The following is an 18380-nucleotide window of genomic DNA, read 5'->3' as shown; positions in this document are numbered from 1 at the left end:
TACGAATCTTTCCCGCAACCGTCCATCAACCCGTCAAAACCGGGTCAAGAAGAGGCGCGACATGACAGGGCGAAAACCGTTATGGGAAAAGACAGTCGCACCCTGATCGCTCAAGCGCATTCACTGTCCCTGGCTCGACAGAAATGCATCCAGGCGAGGCAAAACTCGGCGGGCCGTGGCTCCAGTCTGCGCAATCACATCTGCCACATTAAGCCCCCGCAACTGCGCCAGACTGTCGGCCACCCCATACACCTGTGCCGGTTCGTTACGAACCGACGCCAAGGCAGTCCCGGGCTCCACCAGCCAGGACGGGGCCAGATCTGGAGCATCGGTCTCCAGCACCATATCAGCCAGACTCAACGCCTGCGCCAAACGGCGAATCTGTTTGGCGCGGCCAAATGTCATGGCCCCACCGAAACCCAAGGCATAGCCCTGGCGCACAAACATCTGCGCTTGCTGTTCGCTACCATTAAAAGCATGGGCAATCCCGCCGACTGCGGGATATTGGCGCAGATATTTCAGCACGCGATCCTGGGAGCGGCGAACATGTAGAAGGACAGGCAAACCATAGCGTTGCGCCAGGCCCAACTGGGCGTCAAACAGACATTCCTGATGACGGCTGGCCTCGTCGGTTTTCAATTCGGGTACAAAGTAATCCAGACCGATCTCGCCCAAAGCGACTAGACGAGGATCAGGCAGCCGCAACTGGATTTCCCGCTCCAAGGCCTGCAGGTCCGTTACCCCTGCTCCCGGTGTAAACAATGGATGAATACCCAGCGCATACACACCACCGGCCGCTGCCAAGGCGGTCTCGCGAGCCGTCTGAAAATCAAACACGGCGACCGACGGAACCACAATCGACTGCACACCGGCTGCGCGGGCGCGCGCCATGACTTGCTCACGGTCCCGGTCAAATTCAGGAGCATCCAGATGACAATGTGTGTCGATAAGCATTACAGAATTCCGACAATAGCCCCTTCAGGTCAGCAAAGAGCAGATACACTGGGCCACATCGCGTCCGGCCGGGTGTCAGGACGGTCGATTGGCTCTGATTTCCTGGGTCAAATACCCCTTGTCCATCAGCAACTGACGATGCGCCAAGGAGGCCAGAGCCTGATCATGGGTGACGATCACAAACGCTGTGCCAAACTCCTCATTGACCCGGCTCAACAGCTCGAACATGCCTTCGGCGGTATAGCGATCCAGATTGCCCGTGGGCTCGTCCGCCAGCACACAGGCTGGTCGTGTCACCAGGGCGCGCGCCAGAGCGACCCGTTGACGCTCCCCCCCGGACAACTGGCCCGGATAGTGATGCACACGCTGCGACAAACCCACCTGCTCCAAAATCTGCTGAGCCTGCTCGCGGGCTTCTTTGCGCTTCATGCGTCGCACGATCAAAGGCATGGCCACATTGTCCAAAGCATCAAACTCAGGCAGCAAATGATGAAACTGGTAGACAAAACCCAGCACCTTGTTGCGCAACTGGCTGCGCTCGCCTTCATTCAGGCTTTCCGTCTGCGTGCCGTTGACCTCGATACTGCCTGAATTCGGTTTATCCAGCAGACCCAGAGCATGCAGCAAGGTACTTTTCCCCGAACCGGAAGCCCCGATAATGGCCACCATCTCACCACGGCATACTTCCAGATTCACACCCGAAAGTACGTGGATGGTGTTGCCGCCTTCTTCGTACTGAACACTGACATCGCGGGCGCGCAACACGGTGGGAGCGATAAGATCAGTCATGACGCAGCACCTGTGCAGGTTGGAGCTTGGAGGCACGCCAGCTGGGGTACAGCGTGGCCAGGAAAGACAACACCAGGGAAACGATGGCAATCAGCACAATATCGTAAACCTGCGGATTGGATGGCAGTTCACTAATGAAATAAATCTGCTGGGGCAGGAATTTACGACCCATCAGGTTTTCAATAAAGGGCACGATCACGTCGATATTGTAGGCAATCAGCGTGCCCAGCCCCACACCCAACAGGGTACCCACCACCCCGATCAGCGACCCCTGCACCAGAAAAATGCGAGCAATCTCGCTAGGCGTGGCGCCAATGGTGCGCAAAATCGCAATATCCGACTGTTTATCCTTGACAGCCATAACCAGCGACGACAGCAAGTTAAAGGCAGCAACGGCCACAATCAGCGCCAGAATTAGAAACATCATGCGCTTTTCAGTTTGAACAGCTGCAAACCAGGTACGGTTATTGGCGGTCCAGTCCGACACCAGCACATTACGCGGCATGGCGCTGGCCAATTCCTGTCCCACCAAAGGGGCTTGCTGCATGTCTTTGATACGCAGACGCACGCCGCTGTTGCCGCTGTCACGAAAGATCTTCGAGGCATCTTCCACGTTCACAAACGCCAGACTGGCGTCGTACTCGTAATAGCCCGAGGAGAACACACCGGTGACGGTAAACTGACGCATGCGCGGTGAAAACCCCGCCGGCGATATCGAGCCTTGCGGAGCCATCAACATCACCGTGTCGCCAGTGCTGACTCGCAACTGATTGGCCAACTGCTCACCCAGCACAATACCGAAGGTGCCCGGTTGCAAATTCTCCAGTCGGCCCATGACCATTTGCTGGGCCAACTCGGACACCTTGCTCTCTTGTTCGGGCTCAATCCCGCGCACCTGCACCCCCATCAGCTGGTTGCTGCGCACCAACATACCCTGCCCCGCAACATACGGAGCGGACCCCACCACAGCGGGATTGGTCTGGGCTTTTTGCGCCAGAGCGTTCCATTCGTTCAAGACCTGCTGATGATCGGCATTGCGCACAATCAGTTCAATATGCGGCAAGACTGAGAGCATGCGATCACGCACCTGAGTCTGAAAACCATTCATCACGGAGAGCACAACAATCAGCGCGGCCACGCCCAGGGCAATCCCCGCCATTGAACTGCCCGCAATAAAGGACACAAAGCGGTCTTTGTGTCCGCCACGCCGTTTGCGGCCTTTGGCCAGACCGGCATACCGCGCCCCAATCCAAAATTCGTATCCCATGCGAGCTGCTATCGCCTCAAAGAAAACACTACAATCGCTGTCATGCAGATCGTAATCAACGGCGCGCTGCCGGAACCGGCCATCGCGCGCGAACTCATTAAACACTTGCCCCAGAAGGCCCCTGCGCTGATTCAACTACTGACTCAGGGCACAGGCACCCTGTCGGTACGCGACCCAGCGACGGACCTGTGTACACCCGCACAATCCTGGCTGTTGCAGGCCCACGGTTTTACGGGGGACCAAGCCCAGCATCTTAGCGCAGGTCTGGCCCCTTTGCGGCTACGTCAGTTGAAACAAATCCACTCGGTAGCACCGGATCAGCCTGTCTGGCTGGCCGAACTGGTACACATTGCCCCGTCACGCGAGGGCGCCATGCTGATCCCCGCCGACCAATTGGCCTTGTCCGAATCCTACAGCCGAGCCTTGTTGCAGGCCATTGCTCCGTACCTGGACGACACTGGCTTTCAATTCGAGTATCTCAGCCCCGAATGGTGGCGCGTCACACCACCGGCTGATTTTACGGTGCAAGCGGCCTCAACAGAACTGGTCAGTCAAAGCAATTTGAACAATTGGTGGACTCAAGATGTGCAAACCCGCCCCTGGCGTCGTCTGATCAATGAATTTCAGATGCTGGCCTTTGCCCTGCCCGACAATCGGCAGCGCGAACAGGCAGGTTTACCCAGTGTCAACAGCTTGTGGCTATTTGGTGGGGCGTCCTGCCAGCAGTTAGGCCGCGAACCTGGGGACTTGCATCTAGTGGATGATTTGCATGACAGCTTGATACGGCAAGACTGGGGGCTTTGGCTTGAACAACTGGCCCAATTGGATCGCACCCTGCTTGCCCCCTTGCTCACAGGGCCCATGCCAGAGCTGGTGTTGACCGGACTGGACCGCTACGCTCACGTCGGTCCCGCGGCGCGCCGTATCTGGCCTTTTTCCCTGTTCAAACAACACTCTAACTGGAGTCAGTGGTGGTCACCCCTATCCTGAAAACCCGTCCCGTCCAAGAAGCCGCCAGCCAAGCCCTGAAACAGGCCGGAATTCACGATTTAATGGCCCGCTTGCTGGCCTCCCGAGGAGTGACAGACGCCGCGCAGATTGATCCAGCCTGGCGCAATCTGATTCCACCTGCCATGCTGACACAGGCCCGTGAGGCCGCTGCCCTGCTGGCCGATGCCATTGCCCGTCGTGATCGCATGTTGATCATCGCCGACTACGATTGTGATGGTGCCACGGCCTGCGCCGTAGGCCTGCGCGCCCTGCGCAGCATGGGAGCCATTGTGGACTTTCTGGTTCCCAACCGCTTTGAAACCGGCTACGGCCTGTCCCCAGCGGTCGTCGAACTGGCCGAGCAACACCCCTCGGGCAAGCCGGATCTGCTCATCACCGTCGATAACGGCATTGCCAGTATTGAGGGCGTCGAGGCTGCCCATCAGGCAGGAATGAAGGTGCTGATCACCGATCACCACTTACCGGGCGATGAGTTGCCCGACGCGTTGGCAATTGTGAATCCCAACCAGCCCGGCTGCGCCTTTCCCTCCAAAAACCTGGCCGGCGTCGGGGTCATTTTTTACCTGATGCTGGCCTTGCGTGCCGAGCTGCGTCAACGCGGCGTTCTTGACGCCAATGGTGGCCCACGCCTGAACGAGCTGGCCGATCTGGTGGCGTTGGGTACGGTGGCCGACGTGGTTAGTCTCGATGCCAACAATCGCCTGATTGTCACCCAGGGGCTGGAGCGCATGCGCAAAGGCCAAATGCAAGTGGGACTACGGGCGCTATTCCAGGTGGCCGGTCGTGACCCCCGCCAGGCCAGTGCTTTCGATCTGGGTTTTGCCTTGGGCCCACGTATCAATGCCGCGGGTCGACTGGCCGACATGGCCTTGGGGATACGCTGCCTGATTACGGACGATGAAGACGAGGCCGCCCATTTAGCTCGCGAACTGGAGGAGATGAATCAGGATCGTCGATCGATTGAGCAAACCATGCGCGAAGAGGCACTGCGTGCAGCTGAACTGGCCGAGCCGGAGACCAGCGCCACGGTCTGCGTTTATCATCCTGAATGGCACCAGGGCGTGGTGGGTCTGGTGGCCTCCCGCCTGAAAGAAAAGTACTGGCGCCCGACCCTGGCTTTCGCCCAAGGTGATGAAGGCGAAATCAAAGGCTCAGGCCGCTCCATTCCCGACGTTCATCTGCGCGATGCACTGGATCTGGTCTCTAAACGCTATCCTGGCCTGATTCTGAAGTTTGGCGGCCACGCCATGGCAGCCGGGCTGACGATTGAAGAGGACAATTACGATGTCTTTGTGCAGGCTTTTGATGAGGCCGTGCAAGAGCTCACTGGTCGCTTCCAATTTGACCCCGTCATTGAAACAGACGGCTCCCTGGAGCCTGAGCACATCAATATCACGGTGGCTGGAATGCTGCAAAAACAAGTCTGGGGGGCAGGTTTCCCAGCACCCGTATTCCGCGACCGGTTCTTTGTTCGCCAGCAGCGCCTGCTGAAAAACAAGCATTTGAAACTGAACCTGGAGCGTAACGGCGAATACTTCGATGCCATCTGGTTCAATCGTGACGCCTTGCTGCCCGAGCATATCGAAGCCGCTTATCGCCTGGATCAAAACGAATGGAATGGCAATGTCAGTGTGCAATTCATTATTGAATTCGCTCAGGACTGCCCCATCAACCCAGCGGGCTGACCAAACCCAATCCCCTGCCCGCACCCCATTAACGTTCGCTATCCCTTGATTATCGCCGCACAGGGATAGCGCACTCCAGATGAGTTAACTCAAATGATCACGGAAGAACCCGCGGATGCGTTCATAGGCCGCTTCGCGGGCAGCCGGATTGGCTCCTACATGCACCCTTGCCTCGCCATTAACACCGTTGGGAACATTTTTACGGACGTAAACCTCATTGTCGCTGTCAAAGGCATGATAGGCACCTTCATACACGCGCAGTTCAACGGGCTCGTTGCGCTGCTGACTACGGGTAGCCAACTCTCGGCAGGGCTCTACCGGCGTCCAATCGTCTTTCTCGCCCGCTAAAATCAGCAAGGGGCCATACGCCGAAAACTCGGGACGCTTGCGCGACTGCCAGCCGCAACCTGGATACAAAGCCACTGCTGCTGCAAATTGCTGGCCCGAACGCCTATACGCTTCACTTGTCGCATCCATTACCGACAGTGCCCCGCTACCCCCGTGCGAAAACCCGATGGCGCCGATCTTGTTCCTAACAATGTCGGAGCGCGAGTTCAGGTATTGCAAGGCCCCATAAGCATCCAAGACCCGGTGTCTGTTCTTGATATCCCGATCCGCAAGAGGAGTCGTGCATATCTGTGACACGCCGCGTGGATTAAAGCTGTCCAACATCAACACCGCATAGCCCATCTCGTTGAGCAACTGCGCCATTTTGGTAAATCGCGGGGTGATGCGCCCGGTCTTGGCAGATAATGCTCCGGCGCAGCCATGAAACATAACAACAGCAGGAAAAGGCGCCTGAGCGGCCGGCTTGAACAGGTATCCGTCCAGCGTTAAAGCCTGATCTCCCTTCCACGTATCAAGGCTAGGAAAACTAAGCTGCTCGGGCTGCACCGGTTCTCCCTGCGCCACTCCCAGCATGGTCCCGCCCAGCACCAAAGCCAAGGCCGCTGCAATCAGGCCCCTGAACCGCGAACCAGACCTACGCGTAAAGCCGCTGGCTGTCTGCTCTGCATCCATCCGATTATTCACCAGGCTCTGTCTACTGTTTTTCATCGCCACCACGACCAGGAAATCTCGTTCAGAACATAAAGCTTGCTGCTGTCACCAAGTGGTACGGCGACGATGCAGCTTCATCCCTAGTGCAACATAAATGAAAGTGTGATTCAACCGAGCTTGGCAGGCCTATGGACGCTATTGATTGCCGTGACCGCTTGTCCCTTAGTGCTCTTTGCTCACACTCCCCGCTACTGAGACAAGGTGTAAAAAATGATCGGCCCTTTGCTTTAATTCTTGTTAGAACCTATTTACATCCCACATCAACATTCATAGTCGATTTCGCTCTACTTGTCCGACATCGTGCCTTTCAGATGCGAATTTGGAGACTGCTCAGGTAAGGCCCATAGGGCCATGAACAATGAGGTGCCGCCCCCTAACAACGCACTCACCCAATCCTTTAGACCGGGAAACACAAACATATTCCAAAATAAGGCAGTCAGCGCCCCCAGAAGGGTAATCAATAAGACACTAAGCCCTGTTTTTGGAGGTTGCACTACGCTATAGAGCAAGGCTAATAGCAGCGCTGGAACACCATAGAAAATAAGCGCATTGAGTGCGGCCAGCAAAGCACCTGCCATACTGCCTACCAGCACCACCCATATCTCATCCCCGGTCTGTGACCCCGACAAGGCCAGCCACACCCCAATAAATGGGCCGGCCAGCACGGGGCACAGCAAGAAACTCAAAAATACACGCCAGCGTGGGTGCGGACTCATGGCTTACCCCCCTGTTTCTGGCTATACCTCAGAAGTCGAAACATAAACAAACCTCAGCCCTTATCACAAGACGAATTAAATGATTCGCCGCTAGGGTACTTAAACAAATCCCTTAATACTATCAAGAGCAGCAATGGCACTGTTGGTGCCGGTAGCTGCATCCAGGCCACTGCCCATTAGAGCAGATTTGTCGACCCGCTTGAAATGGTTTTTACGACCTGAAGCTTTGCTCTCCCCTAGATGGAGGCAAAACAACTATCGCCGTTATCAGCGAAAATATTGCCCCTAATACGAATGCCTTTGACTGTATATTCTGCAAAATTAATGGATAAGCATGTTGAAATCTAGCTGATAGATCATTTCCACCCAACCCAAAAACATACTCTGTCCAAGCATATGCTGTAGAACCTCCACATATAAAAACGAGCAAGTAACTCAATGCCCCTCGTTTTAGCTTGATCCAAGCATAAAGCGCCCCCAAGATAGCTGCGGGAACCACTTCAAAGAACAGGGCAACAGCCATAGAGAGCAGCAACATTACGAACTGAAGCCATACATTCAACAAAATCCCTACGGTATCGGAAGCAGGCATCGTGAATAGAATTGCCAATCCCATACACAACCCTCCCCACATAGGAACGAGAGAGAAAGCCAATATGACTCTCAATACAGGATACTTACTCATGGCTTACATCCCTGCGCTTCACTATATCCAAGTAACTTGCAACCAAAGCGAACTCGTGATGCATAGTCCAGAATATCAAGACCTGAAATTCTGGAAACTGCTCTGAGAATAATTCTTTCGGTAAGGTATTTTTCATGGATTGGCTGAAGAATTTTCTGCTCGCTCATTAATTGGTTGATATCCCAAGCTACAACGTTATTAATAGTTTTATTATACAAATTACAGAAATTCCTAAAGCCCGCCTTCATCAAGGCGCTACCCGCTTCTGCTCGCCACTCATAAATGGAAGGTGCATTTATTCCAGCTAGAACAGACCCTAATAGAAACGTATAGCTAGAGCCATCCGCGCCTAGACCAGTCCACCCGGCACGCGATACAAATTCCGCCCCCCATACCACTTCGCCCCCGAACCGACGTTCTGCGCATAACGGTCCGATGCCCCAAAGAAATCCGCACGGTTATCAATGGTGTTGTAGTACAACGCAAAGCGCGACTCTGCTCCAAGGCTGTTGTAGACATAATCAAAGGTGTTTTTGGACGAACGAGTCACGTCTCCATTCAATAAGGCCCAGGCATCTTGCATGGCAATGTACTGCGTGGCCGTATTGACCGCCGTACGACATGCATCACCAAGCGGATTGGCCGCGCAAAGCGCATTCATTTCTTTATCTAGAAACTGACTGAGCCGTTCAGCCTCTTGCTGGCTGGCCTTCTTTTGCTCCTCGGAGGAACATGTCTTGCCGCTCAGGCAGGCTTTCACTTTATCGACCGAAGATTGCGTCAGATAGTTGTTATCAAGAGCAGCAATGGCGCTGTTGGTGGCGGTAGCCGCCTCCAGACCACCGGTTGCACTGATACCGGCCACCAGCGTTGCAATCAGATTGCGCTTCGCTTCTTTTGCCTGCGCCGTCTCTCCCGGTTGATCCAGGAACAGATTGGTCAACAAGCTACTGCTTGCAGCGCCTAGTGCCCCGCCAGCACAAGCTTGATCGCTGGCCGCCGCTCCCGCACATGCCAGCACACCATGCAAGGCGGCATGCAAGGCGCTGCCTTCGGTCAATGTGCCATCTTTAACTAAGCCGCCGATAAACCCGGCCCCTTGCTGTTGCAGGTAATTGACCACCAGATTCTGGGCAAACTGTGAGGAGGCGCCTGTCACATTGCCCCCCGCGGCCGCCGCCAGGGCTGTCAGCACCTGACGGCCTGCACCACCCGGGGCCCAGATTGCCGTGGCTTTTAGCTGTTGTTCAAGCGCCGCCAAACGGGCAGGATCACGCTCACCTTCCGGCTTGCTCCGCTCACGATCCAACGCATTCTTGGCGGCTGTGGCGTCTTTGGCCCGATTGTTCAGGAATACGCCGGTCTCACGTTGCAAAGCCCCGACAATTTCAAAACCCGCCTGAATTTCCTGCTCATTAAAAATCGGCTTAAGAGCATTGCTGCCGTCCTGGCTCGTCAATACGTCACGGTTCAAACTGGCCAGACGCTCATCCAGTGTTTCCCCTGTCAGAAGCTGTTGCTTAGCTTGATCTGTAATGGTGATTTGGGCGCCACTAATATCGCTAGACGTGGTGCTGCCACTCTTGCCGCTGGCCGCCATGGTTAGGCAAGGTGGTGCCAGGCACCTGCTCCCAGCCCAATCACGGAACCCGCTAAGTTGCGCTCTTGAAGCCAGCTTGTGGACGGCCCACCCACATGACCATAATAAGCCCCCACTGATACACCGATTTCATTGTGCCAGGCCCAGCCACGCTCACCCATGAGCATCAGCTCACCATCAAAGCAACGCACCGAGTAACGGCCACCAATAAAACGCTGGGACTGATCCCCCTCCAGCCCGATCTGTGAAATAGGAAAACAAGGACTTTCCTTGTCAGGCAATTGCTCGGGAGCGGGGATTTACACAGGCGGCAAACGCACATCAGGCAGGCTCTCTTGCTGCTCACGCAGGACACGTTCCCGTTCCTGCTGTCGCAACAACTCTTGCGCCATGCCATTTTGTGTCTGCGCCAATGCAGGAACAAACGGCGCAAACAAAACCAGCAAAGGCCACCTCTTGGGCCAAACCGTGCCCCTCATCACCCATATCCCTTTTCGTAAGCATCAATATTTTTTTCTAATACCAGGAAACTGGCGGGGCTAATGATACCCAAGTAAACAAATGATGGGCGCGACAGTAATACCCTATAGAAATACTTACGAATCAGGACAATTTGAATGGCTAGCCATCAGGACAATCTGGCTTCTGAACGCTGCGGCAAAGTCGCGAGCACCAAGCCCGCCAAAGCCAGGATGAAAGCGTACACATGCACGGTGGTGAAGCTCTCCCCCAACACCAGCACACCCACTGCTGCGGTGCCTAACGGCATCAGCACCATAAACACTGCAGCTTGCGAAGCAGGCACGGAACGCACACCCGTCATCCACAGCCAAACCGTCCAGACACTGGCGGCCAAAGCATAAAAAACCAGCAGCGGCCAGATCCAGCCTGCCGGTGCCGTGAAATCAAAATCCCAGGCGGCGTATAAGCCTAGTGGCGTAATCAGGGCCAAACTGCAGAGATTAATGATCGCGCTGATACGTTTGGGGCTAAGCATGGCAGTCAGGCGTTTGCCAATAACGGCGTAGGCCGATTCGCACAGGACCGCACAAAAAATCAGTGCATTACCCAACCACACTTTCCCTGGCTCCAATTGATCCACCCCGTGCTCATCAGCCTGCACCCAAGCCAACAAAGCAATCCCCCCCATGCCCAAGACCAAAGACGCCCACGTACGCGGTCCTATGCTTTCTTTTAGAAAATACCAGCTGAACAAGGCCACCATGCCAGGGATGGCCGACAAAATAACGCCCGCAGAGACCGCACTGGTCATGCTGATGCCCGTCACCATGCAAAGAGTGAAGAGGAAATTGCCCAGGAAGGATTCCAGAAAAATCAGGCCTCGAGTACGCAGGTCCAGTGCGGGCTCCGTCGATGGTTTGCGTACCCAGCGCAGCATGGCTATTGCGCCAATGCCAAAGCGTAGCCAGGCCAGCAAAAACACTGGCAACGCTGCGACCAGGGGCCGCGTCAGGGCGATATAACTGCCCACCAAGGACATGGACAAGGCCAAACACGCGTAGGCCGTCAGACGTGATCCCGCTCTCTTCACCCACCCTCTCCTAATACACACATTCGCCAGGCAGCTAACCAAAATACCACGGTGACCAGGGTCTACAATACGCCCGAGCTCGACCTTCCTGGATAAAAGACATGGCCTGCCATGTTGCCCGTTTCGCTCACCGCCGCCTGTACCCCTGACCTTACCCAGATCTGCTGTACGGCACTGTGTTGCCAGCGTTTTATCCCACCCCTGCGGAACGTCGCGTCGCCAGTCCTTAAGCAGGATTGCGATGTAGGGCCGGGACAATCCGGCCCGATCCATGCTGCTCCCCGTCACAGACTAATCCGCATCGTGCCAGCCTACCGGCCAGCCGTGCTCCTTGAAGGAAATTTGATCATGCAGGCTATCGCCCGCCTGAGCCGTTTTGTTGGCAATACCTTTGCCATCTGGGTTCTCCTGTTTGCCATTCTGGCTTACTACTTCCCCGACCACTATCGCTGGTTGGGCGCCTATATTGTTCCACTTCTGGGCATCATCATGTTCGGCATGGGACTGACCTTGTCACGTCAGGACTTTGCCGAAGTGTTTGTCCGGCCCGGCCGGGTGGCCATCGGCGTACTGGGTCAATTCATCATCATGCCCGCCCTGGCCTGGTTTTTGACCTACGCTTTTTCTCTGCCACCCGAACTGGCCATTGGCGTGATTCTGGTGGGTTGCTGCCCCGGCGGCACCTCGTCCAATGTCATGACCTTCCTGGCTCGTGGCGACCTGGCCCTGTCAGTAGCCATCACGTCGGTGACCACTTTGCTTGCGCCCATTGTGACTCCCGCCCTGATCTACTTCCTGGCCAGCCAATGGCTGGAAGTCAGCGCCACGGCCATGTTCTGGTCCATCGTTCAGGTGGTGATTCTGCCCATTGCCCTGGGCATTATTGTGCAATCCCTGCTGGGTGAGAAAATCCAGGCCGGCGTGGCCGCCCTGCCCCTGATCTCGGTAGTGGCCATTGTGGCTATCGTCGCTGCGGTGGTGGCTGGCAACCAGGCCAAAATCGCAACCAGCGGCCTGCTGGTATTTTCGGTCGTGGTCATCCATAACACGCTGGGCTACCTCCTCGGTTATTTGTTGGCCCGCCTGAGCGGCATGCCTTTACCTCAACGCAAAACACTGGCAATTGAAGTGGGCATGCAAAACTCCGGACTGGGCGTGGCACTGGCCAGTGCCCACTTTTCGCCATTGGCCGCTGTGCCCAGTGCCATTTTCAGTGTCTGGCACAATATTTCCGGACCTCTGGTGGCGACAATCTTCCGCCGCATGCGCAACGACAAGTAAGCCGTCACTGCCGCATTCAGGAACTTGAGTTCAAGACCTGAAAAGGGCGCTCCACAGAGCGCCCTTTTTACCTTTCACCTACCACCTACCGTTAGACGCTCAAACGAGCTTATCCCTTACGTCTTGCGCGACGACACATAAATACCGCCCACAATCAGCAAAAAAGCCGCGCCATGGTAGGGCTTGGGCGTATCGCCCAGAATAAAGACGGACATCAACGCGGCAAAGACAGGCATCAGATTGACGAAAAACCCGGCGGTGGCTGCACCCACGCGCTGGACCGCGACTCCCCAGCATCGGAGAGCGATCAGAGCCGGCCCGGTACCGACATACAAAATAGCCAATACCAGCCCCCAGGACCAGTCGATATGCCAGTCGGTAAACTTCCACTCCATGGCGGCAAACGCACCCGACCAGATCAACCCGAAAAAGACTTGTGCCATCACCACTGTCGCCCAGGTCTGAGCGATGACCCCCTCATGGCGCCGCGTGCTAAGCATCCAGCTGTACACCGCCCAGGCAATGGTGGCGATCACCATATACAGGTCGCCCGGCACAAAACGAAACGCCACCAGTTCCTGCCAGTCCGCCCGGGTCAATACCAGTAGCACGCCCAGCAAAGACATCAGGCCGCCCAGCAACTGACGGCCATTCACGCTGGACTTGAAGAACAAACGCCCAATCACCAGCATCCAAAACGGTAAGCTGGCATTGACTAGCGTCACATTGATGGGAGAGGAGCTCTGTAGCGCCAGGTATTGCAAGGCGTTATAAATCCCTATGCCCAGCAAACCCAGGATGGAGTAACGCTTCCAGTTGGCCCACAGGTTGCTGTTGCGTTGCAACACCTGCCGCCCCACAAAAAGCAAGATGGTAAACGCGACCAGCCAACGAAAAAAATTCAGGGTAATGGGAGGGACCTGATCATGAATCAGGCGCCCTACAATCGCATTGCTTGCCCACAAAATCGTGGGTAATACCAGTAAAGCAGTGGTGCCAGGGGTCAGTTTCTGAGTGCTCACAAGCATGTCCTAAAAAACAGCAACGGCGCATCTGATCCCTCTTCAGATCAGCGCTGCGCCGTTACGATGGGCCTAGTATATAGGCAAGAGCGGCTTGCTCTCTACGCCTGGACCGGACCGTTTGCACACGCATGAACTGGTCAATCTTTGACCAATCCATAAATATTATTTATAATCATACAATTGTCACGTCATGGCGCCGACTGAATACCATTGGCCCATCCCATTCACGCTCGTCTGGCTTTCACAACAGCAGATGCAGCTACACAGGGTAAATCGACCTTGAAACACCCCCACTTTTGGGAATAAGGCTTGACCTGTTCAAGCGCCCCAAGTGCATTACTTGGCACCACAACCCGTATCGTTGACCGCATGGGCCTGTTCCAGGCGGCGCAATGCAGGTCTACGTTCTTGGCAAGTCGTCGTGTTTTTGCCCGCTTTTCAGGTATGCAGATTCCGTCTGCACAGGCGGGTTCCCCTCATGAACGCTGGGCATGTTTTCAATTTGATCAACCCGACCCTGTCCGGAATCCCCTGCTCCTGACAGACACTGTTTCGCCCCGATTTTTATGGGCCTAGTCCCAGGCTGGACCTTTGATACCCTTACCCGGTTTGTCGGTCTGCCTTGTGGCTGAGCCTGTCCCCGTCCCGCCCTGCAGGGCCAGACGGGAATTATTATTTTTAAAGGAGTCCCGATTTATGGCCAAAGAAGAGCTACTTGAAATGCAAGGTTCCGTCACCGAAATCCTGCCTGACTCGCGCTTTCGTGTCACCCTGGACAACGGTCACGCAGTTATCGCCTACACAGGCGGCAAGATGCGCAAACACCACATCCGTATCCTGGCTGGCGACAGCGTCACTTTGGAAATGTCGCCCTACGACCTGAGCAAAGGTCGCATTATTTTCCGCCACCTGCCCAAACGCGTTGGCGCTCCCAGCTCCGCGCCGCGTCGCAGCCCCCAGCGTCGCTAAAACCTATCGCCACACCCCTGTCACAATTAGATGCAAAGATAACCGTGCCTGACAGGGGTGCGACAAACGCCATCAGCGCCTAGGCGCACCCCACTTTACTGTGGGAGTCGCCTTGAAAAAACTACTGACGCTCAAAACAGGCTTTATCGCCTATTTTGCAATCCTGAGCCTGTTTTTAGTCCTGATGCTGATTGCCCTGCAGCACCTGAGCAACAGCATCGAACAACGCAAGCACCTGGAAGCACAGCGCCATCAAACCACAGCGCTCAGCAAAGACTTCAAACGCATCAGCGAATTACTGAGCCGGCAGGCTATCGCGTTTGTCTCCAGCGAGCAGATCGAATTCCAGGAAAACTTCCGCCATCTGCTGGCGGTGTTTACCGGTGCCCAGGCGGATCAGGAGGGGGTGACCCTGAGCATGCTGGAACGCTTCAACGATCTGGACCTGGAGCCGGCCGAACAGAATCTGCTGCGCTCGGCCTATGATCAGACCCTGGCATTGAGCCAAGTTCAGTTCGAGGCCATTCAAACCGCCAGCGGCCAGTTTGAAGACAGCAACGGCGCCATCCGGATCGCCTTGCCCAATGCCCTGATGGCCAAAGTGCTGGTGTTCAGCCAGCAATACATTCAGGCATCCACCCAAATCACCCACACGCTCGACCAGTTCGAGCATCAGTTCAGCGAGCGCCTGGATCAGTCCCTGGGGTTGGCCGGTCGCAGCAGTGATCGCGCCTTCAGTTTGGCCCTGGCCGCCCTGGCGCTGTTCTTCATCGCCAGTACAGTCGCACTGCGCCTGCTGTACCGCTCCATCAAGCAGCCCTTGGACCAGGGTGCCAATCTGGCCAAGGAACTGGCGCAAGGCAAACTCAATGCCCAATTGAGCGTGCGTCGTCACGACGAGTTTGGCACCTTGCTCACCGCCCTGAACGGCATCGGACAGGGCGTACAAACCGTTGTACATCAAATTCGTGAACAAACCGGTCTGATCCGGGAAGGGGCGCACGCGATCGTACTGGGAAGCCAGAACCTGGGCACACAGATTCTGGAGCAGTCGACCGAGCTCAACCAGACTGTCAAAACCATGAATCAGTTGGCCGACACCGTAAGACAAAATGCCCGGCAGGCCCAAACGGCAGACCATCTGGCCCAAGATACCTCCAGCCAGGTCGCACAGGGCAATCTGGCTGCGCACACCCTGCTCGAGACCATCAATGCGATTGCCGATAGCTCGCACAAAATGAGCGAGATCACCAAGCTCATTCGCAGTATCGCCTTTCAAACCAATATTCTTGCCTTGAACGCCGCGGTGGAAGCGGCCCGCGCCGGTGTGCACGGCCATGGCTTTGCGGTCGTCGCTGCCGAGGTACGCAACCTCGCCCTTCGTTCCACGGATGCCTTGCAACAGATTTCCACCCTGATCTCCAGCTCGGTGGAACAAACCGAACAAAGCTCGGCGGCGGCGCGCGGCATGGCGCAGGTGATGGCCAGCACGCAGCACAAGGTCAATGAAATGCGCCGTATTGTGGCCGACATTGCACAGGCCTCCCAGGATCAGGCCACCCACATCGACTCAGTGAACCAGGCCATGACCCATCTGGACCAGCAAGGCCAGAGCAATCGCCAACTGCTTGAACACAGCGCCCACACAGCCCAGGAACAACTGGAGCAAACCACGTTGCTGGCACAGGTCGTGGCGCATTTCAGCCTGGATCAAGCTCTCTCCGAACCGGCGCCTCACTCCCAAAGCACCGTATCAAACCGAGATTCCTACCCTTGTGCACCCGTCTATCGTGCCGTCGCTTGCACAATGTCCGGTTCCTGAGCGGCCAATACGTGCCATAGACCGCCGATAAGGGTAAAATCGGAAGTTTGCCGCGCGCCGCCTTTGCAGCGCTGGTGCGCATGGCACCTCAAACATAGGAAAGCCGCTGAATCATGGAATCGGAACGACTTAATCAACTGGAAGCCCGCCTTGCCGATTATTCGGAGCGGGAAAATGCCTTACGGAGGTATCTTTGACTACGATGAAAAAGCGCATCGCTTGCACGTAGTCAATGCCGAACTGGAAGACCCCAACGTCTGGAACGACCCGCAACGAGCCCAGGATCTGGGCCGCGAGAAAAAAAGTCTGGAAAACGTGGTGCATGTGCTCGATGCCTTGCACAAGGGTCTGAAAGACTCGCAGGATCTGTTTGAACTGGCTGCGATGGACGATGATGATGCCACCATTGCCGCCATCGAGGAAGATTGCGCCGCCATGGCCAGCCGGATCGAAGAGCTGGAGTTTCGCCGCATGTTCTCCAACCCTGCCGACCCGCTTAACTGCTTTATGGATATCCAGGCCGGCGCCGGTGGTACCGAAGCCCAGGACTGGGCCTCCATGTTGCTGCGCATGTACGTGCGCTATGCCGAACACAAAGGCTTCAAGGCGGAAATTCTGGAACAGTCTGACGGGGACGTGGCTGGCATCAAATCGGCCTCCATCAAGATTGAAGGCGATTACGCCTATGGTTTTCTGCGCACCGAAACCGGGGTACACCGCCTGGTTCGCAAGAGCCCCTTTGATTCGTCCAATGGTCGCCACACCTCGTTTACCAGTGTGTTTGTCTACCCGGAAATTGATGACTCCTTTGAAGTGGAAATCAATCCGGCCGACTTGCGTATTGACACCTACCGCGCCAGTGGCGCCGGTGGTCAGCACATTAACAAAACCGATTCGGCAGTTCGTATTACGCACGAACCCAGCGGCATCGTGGTGCAGTGTCAGAACGACCGTTCGCAGCACCGCAACCGTGCGGAAGCCATGCAAATGCTCAAGTCCCGCCTGTACGAGCTGGAAATGCGCAACCGTATGGCCGAGCAGCAGAAACTGGAAGACTCCAAGAGCGATGTAGGCTGGGGACACCAGATCCGCTCTTATGTGCTGGATCAAAGCCGTATCAAGGACTTGCGCACCAATTACGAAATCTCCAATACGCAAAAGGTACTGGACGGCGATCTGGACCCCTTTATTCAGGCCAGCCTGAAACAGGGTATTTAAATGCACGCTTCCACGCTGACCATTTTGAGCGGTGCCTCGCGTGGCCTGGGCTTGTCCCTGGCGCGTCAGGCGCTGGCCGCTGGCCACCAGCTGATTACGCTGGCCCGCAGCGAGCTGCAGCTGGACGCGCCCCCCGGGGCGCACCAGCATCTGCAAGTGGACCTGGCCAGCGCGGAAGGCACACAACAGGCTGCCAAGGCTGTGCAGGCCTTGATCAGCCAGGCCCAGGCTCAACGCTACGTGCTCATTAACAATGCAGGCACGGTTGATCCTGTTGCGCAGGCCAGCCACCTGCTCGATGCCCAGGCCATTACACAGGCGCTGCAACTGAACGTCGCCAGTGTCATGAGCCTGACCGCCGCCTTTTTACAAGGCGCCCCCAAGGATGCCCAGCGACAGGTGCTCAACATCTCTTCGGGTGCCGGCCGCAAGCCCGTATCGGGCTGGGCCGTGTATGGAACCAGCAAGGCCGCGCTGGACTTTTACACACAGACCCTGAAGCTGGAAAACCCGGAGCTGGCCGTTTGCTCCCTGGCCCCTGGCGTGGTGGATACCGATATGCAAGGCCATATCCGTAACCAGTCCCGCGACCAGTTCCCGAATCTGAGCCGCTTTATCGACCTGCATCAGAAAGGGCAGCTACGCAGCCCGGACGACACAGCCAAGCAAATTCTGCGCTATCTGGACAGCCCTGCCTTTGGCCAGCACGTTCTGGATGACATCCGCCACTACGAATAAGTACTGACA

18 protein-coding genes are annotated in these 18380 nt (G+C 56.1%); 7 read left to right on the top strand and 11 right to left on the bottom strand.

The window, feature by feature from the left end:
- Nucleotides 1–120 precede the first annotated feature (120 nt).
- The 3 genes from ACOZ42_RS06835 to ACOZ42_RS06825 form a co-directional block, all read right to left on the bottom strand.
- A complete protein-coding gene (locus ACOZ42_RS06835; RefSeq protein ID WP_426345713.1) occupies nucleotides 121–954 on the bottom strand; it encodes a TatD family hydrolase in 834 nt (277 codons plus the stop codon).
- A gap of 75 nt (nucleotides 955–1029) precedes the next feature.
- Nucleotides 1030–1743 (bottom strand): ABC transporter ATP-binding protein, encoded by a 714-nt coding sequence (locus ACOZ42_RS06830; RefSeq protein ID WP_003801352.1) that lies wholly within the window; start codon nucleotides 1741–1743, stop codon nucleotides 1030–1032.
- Complete coding sequence (locus ACOZ42_RS06825) at nucleotides 1736–3010, bottom strand: lipoprotein-releasing ABC transporter permease subunit (protein WP_003801355.1); 1275 nt, start codon at nucleotides 3008–3010, stop codon at nucleotides 1736–1738. The genes ACOZ42_RS06830 and ACOZ42_RS06825 overlap by 8 nt, the downstream gene beginning before the upstream one ends.
- Nucleotides 3011–3052: 42 nt before the next feature.
- Here ACOZ42_RS06825 and ACOZ42_RS06820 point away from each other — a divergent pair, with 42 nt between their 5' ends.
- Nucleotides 3053–4000 carry a hypothetical protein gene (locus ACOZ42_RS06820; protein ID WP_059317742.1) on the top strand — a complete coding sequence of 316 codons (948 nt, stop codon included), beginning with the start codon at nucleotides 3053–3055 and terminating at the stop codon, nucleotides 3998–4000.
- Nucleotides 3982–5706, top strand: a complete 1725-nt coding sequence (recJ, locus tag ACOZ42_RS06815; protein ID WP_059317743.1) for a single-stranded-DNA-specific exonuclease RecJ — start codon at nucleotides 3982–3984, stop codon at nucleotides 5704–5706. The genes ACOZ42_RS06820 and recJ overlap by 19 nt, the downstream gene beginning before the upstream one ends.
- Nucleotides 5707–5790: 84 nt before the next feature.
- On the opposite strand, the gene ACOZ42_RS06810 is transcribed toward recJ, so the two are convergent.
- The 7 genes from ACOZ42_RS06810 to ACOZ42_RS06780 all read right to left on the bottom strand — a co-directional run bounded on the left by ACOZ42_RS06810 (nucleotide 5791) and on the right by ACOZ42_RS06780 (nucleotide 11318).
- A complete protein-coding gene (locus ACOZ42_RS06810) occupies nucleotides 5791–6762 on the bottom strand; it encodes a dienelactone hydrolase family protein (protein WP_426345840.1) in 972 nt (323 codons plus the stop codon).
- Nucleotides 6763–7049: 287 nt separating this feature from the next.
- Nucleotides 7050–7481, bottom strand: coding sequence for a hypothetical protein (locus tag ACOZ42_RS06805; RefSeq protein WP_426345712.1), 432 nt, complete (start codon nucleotides 7479–7481; stop codon nucleotides 7050–7052).
- Nucleotides 7482–7692: 211 nt separating this feature from the next.
- Nucleotides 7693–8166: a hypothetical protein gene (locus ACOZ42_RS06800; protein ID WP_252606373.1), complete on the bottom strand. Its 474-nt coding sequence runs from the start codon at nucleotides 8164–8166 to the stop codon at nucleotides 7693–7695.
- 349 nt (nucleotides 8167–8515) lie between these two features.
- Nucleotides 8516–9766 (bottom strand): hypothetical protein, encoded by a 1251-nt coding sequence (locus ACOZ42_RS06795; RefSeq protein WP_426345711.1) that lies wholly within the window; start codon nucleotides 9764–9766, stop codon nucleotides 8516–8518.
- Nucleotides 9767–9768: 2 nt separating this feature from the next.
- Entirely contained in the window at nucleotides 9769–9927 is a 159-nt protein-coding gene (locus ACOZ42_RS06790) for a hypothetical protein (RefSeq protein WP_426345839.1), read from the bottom strand.
- Nucleotides 9928–10065: 138 nt separating this feature from the next.
- Nucleotides 10066–10212, bottom strand: coding sequence for a hypothetical protein (locus ACOZ42_RS06785; RefSeq protein WP_301607226.1), 147 nt, complete (start codon nucleotides 10210–10212; stop codon nucleotides 10066–10068).
- 182 nt (nucleotides 10213–10394) lie between these two features.
- The gene (locus ACOZ42_RS06780) at nucleotides 10395–11318 is read right to left on the bottom strand and encodes a DMT family transporter (protein WP_003801371.1); all 924 of its coding nucleotides are present in this window, start codon (nucleotides 11316–11318) and stop codon (nucleotides 10395–10397) included.
- A 348-nt stretch (nucleotides 11319–11666) separates the two neighbouring features.
- Here ACOZ42_RS06780 and ACOZ42_RS06775 point away from each other — a divergent pair, with 348 nt between their 5' ends.
- Nucleotides 11667–12599, top strand: coding sequence for a bile acid:sodium symporter family protein (locus ACOZ42_RS06775; protein ID WP_003801373.1), 933 nt, complete (start codon nucleotides 11667–11669; stop codon nucleotides 12597–12599).
- Between the two features lie 116 nt (nucleotides 12600–12715).
- Here the strand turns inward: ACOZ42_RS06775 and ACOZ42_RS06770 are convergent, their stop codons facing one another.
- The gene (locus ACOZ42_RS06770; protein WP_059317749.1) at nucleotides 12716–13627 is read right to left on the bottom strand and encodes a DMT family transporter; all 912 of its coding nucleotides are present in this window, start codon (nucleotides 13625–13627) and stop codon (nucleotides 12716–12718) included.
- 693 nt (nucleotides 13628–14320) lie between these two features.
- On the opposite strand from ACOZ42_RS06770, the gene infA reads away from it, so the two are divergent.
- The 4 genes from infA (at nucleotide 14321) to ACOZ42_RS06750 (ending at nucleotide 18371) form a co-directional block, all read left to right on the top strand.
- Complete coding sequence (infA, locus tag ACOZ42_RS06765) at nucleotides 14321–14593, top strand: translation initiation factor IF-1 (protein WP_003801377.1); 273 nt, start codon at nucleotides 14321–14323, stop codon at nucleotides 14591–14593.
- A 112-nt stretch (nucleotides 14594–14705) separates the two neighbouring features.
- Nucleotides 14706–16415, top strand: a complete 1710-nt coding sequence (locus tag ACOZ42_RS06760; RefSeq protein WP_003801378.1) for a methyl-accepting chemotaxis protein — start codon at nucleotides 14706–14708, stop codon at nucleotides 16413–16415.
- Between the two features lie 113 nt (nucleotides 16416–16528).
- Nucleotides 16529–17633 (top strand): peptide chain release factor 2 gene (gene prfB / locus ACOZ42_RS06755; RefSeq protein WP_131071568.1). Its coding sequence is split into 2 segments (ribosomal slippage): nucleotides 16529–16609 and nucleotides 16611–17633, totalling 1104 coding nucleotides; the frame shifts between segments, so codons are not numbered across the junction.
- On the top strand, nucleotides 17634–18371 hold the full coding sequence (locus tag ACOZ42_RS06750) for an SDR family NAD(P)-dependent oxidoreductase (RefSeq protein ID WP_003801380.1): 738 nt from the start codon (nucleotides 17634–17636) through the stop codon (nucleotides 18369–18371). It begins immediately after the preceding gene.
- The last annotated feature ends 9 nt before the right edge of the window (nucleotides 18372–18380 follow it).

The organism is Alcaligenes sp. HNGD-HTN06 (assembly GCF_049932565.1).
Lineage (GTDB): Bacteria > Pseudomonadota > Gammaproteobacteria > Burkholderiales > Burkholderiaceae_B > Alcaligenes > Alcaligenes ammonioxydans.
The sequence above is the reverse complement of the archived record's forward strand: the minus strand, read 5'-3'. Positions and strand labels throughout refer to the sequence as shown.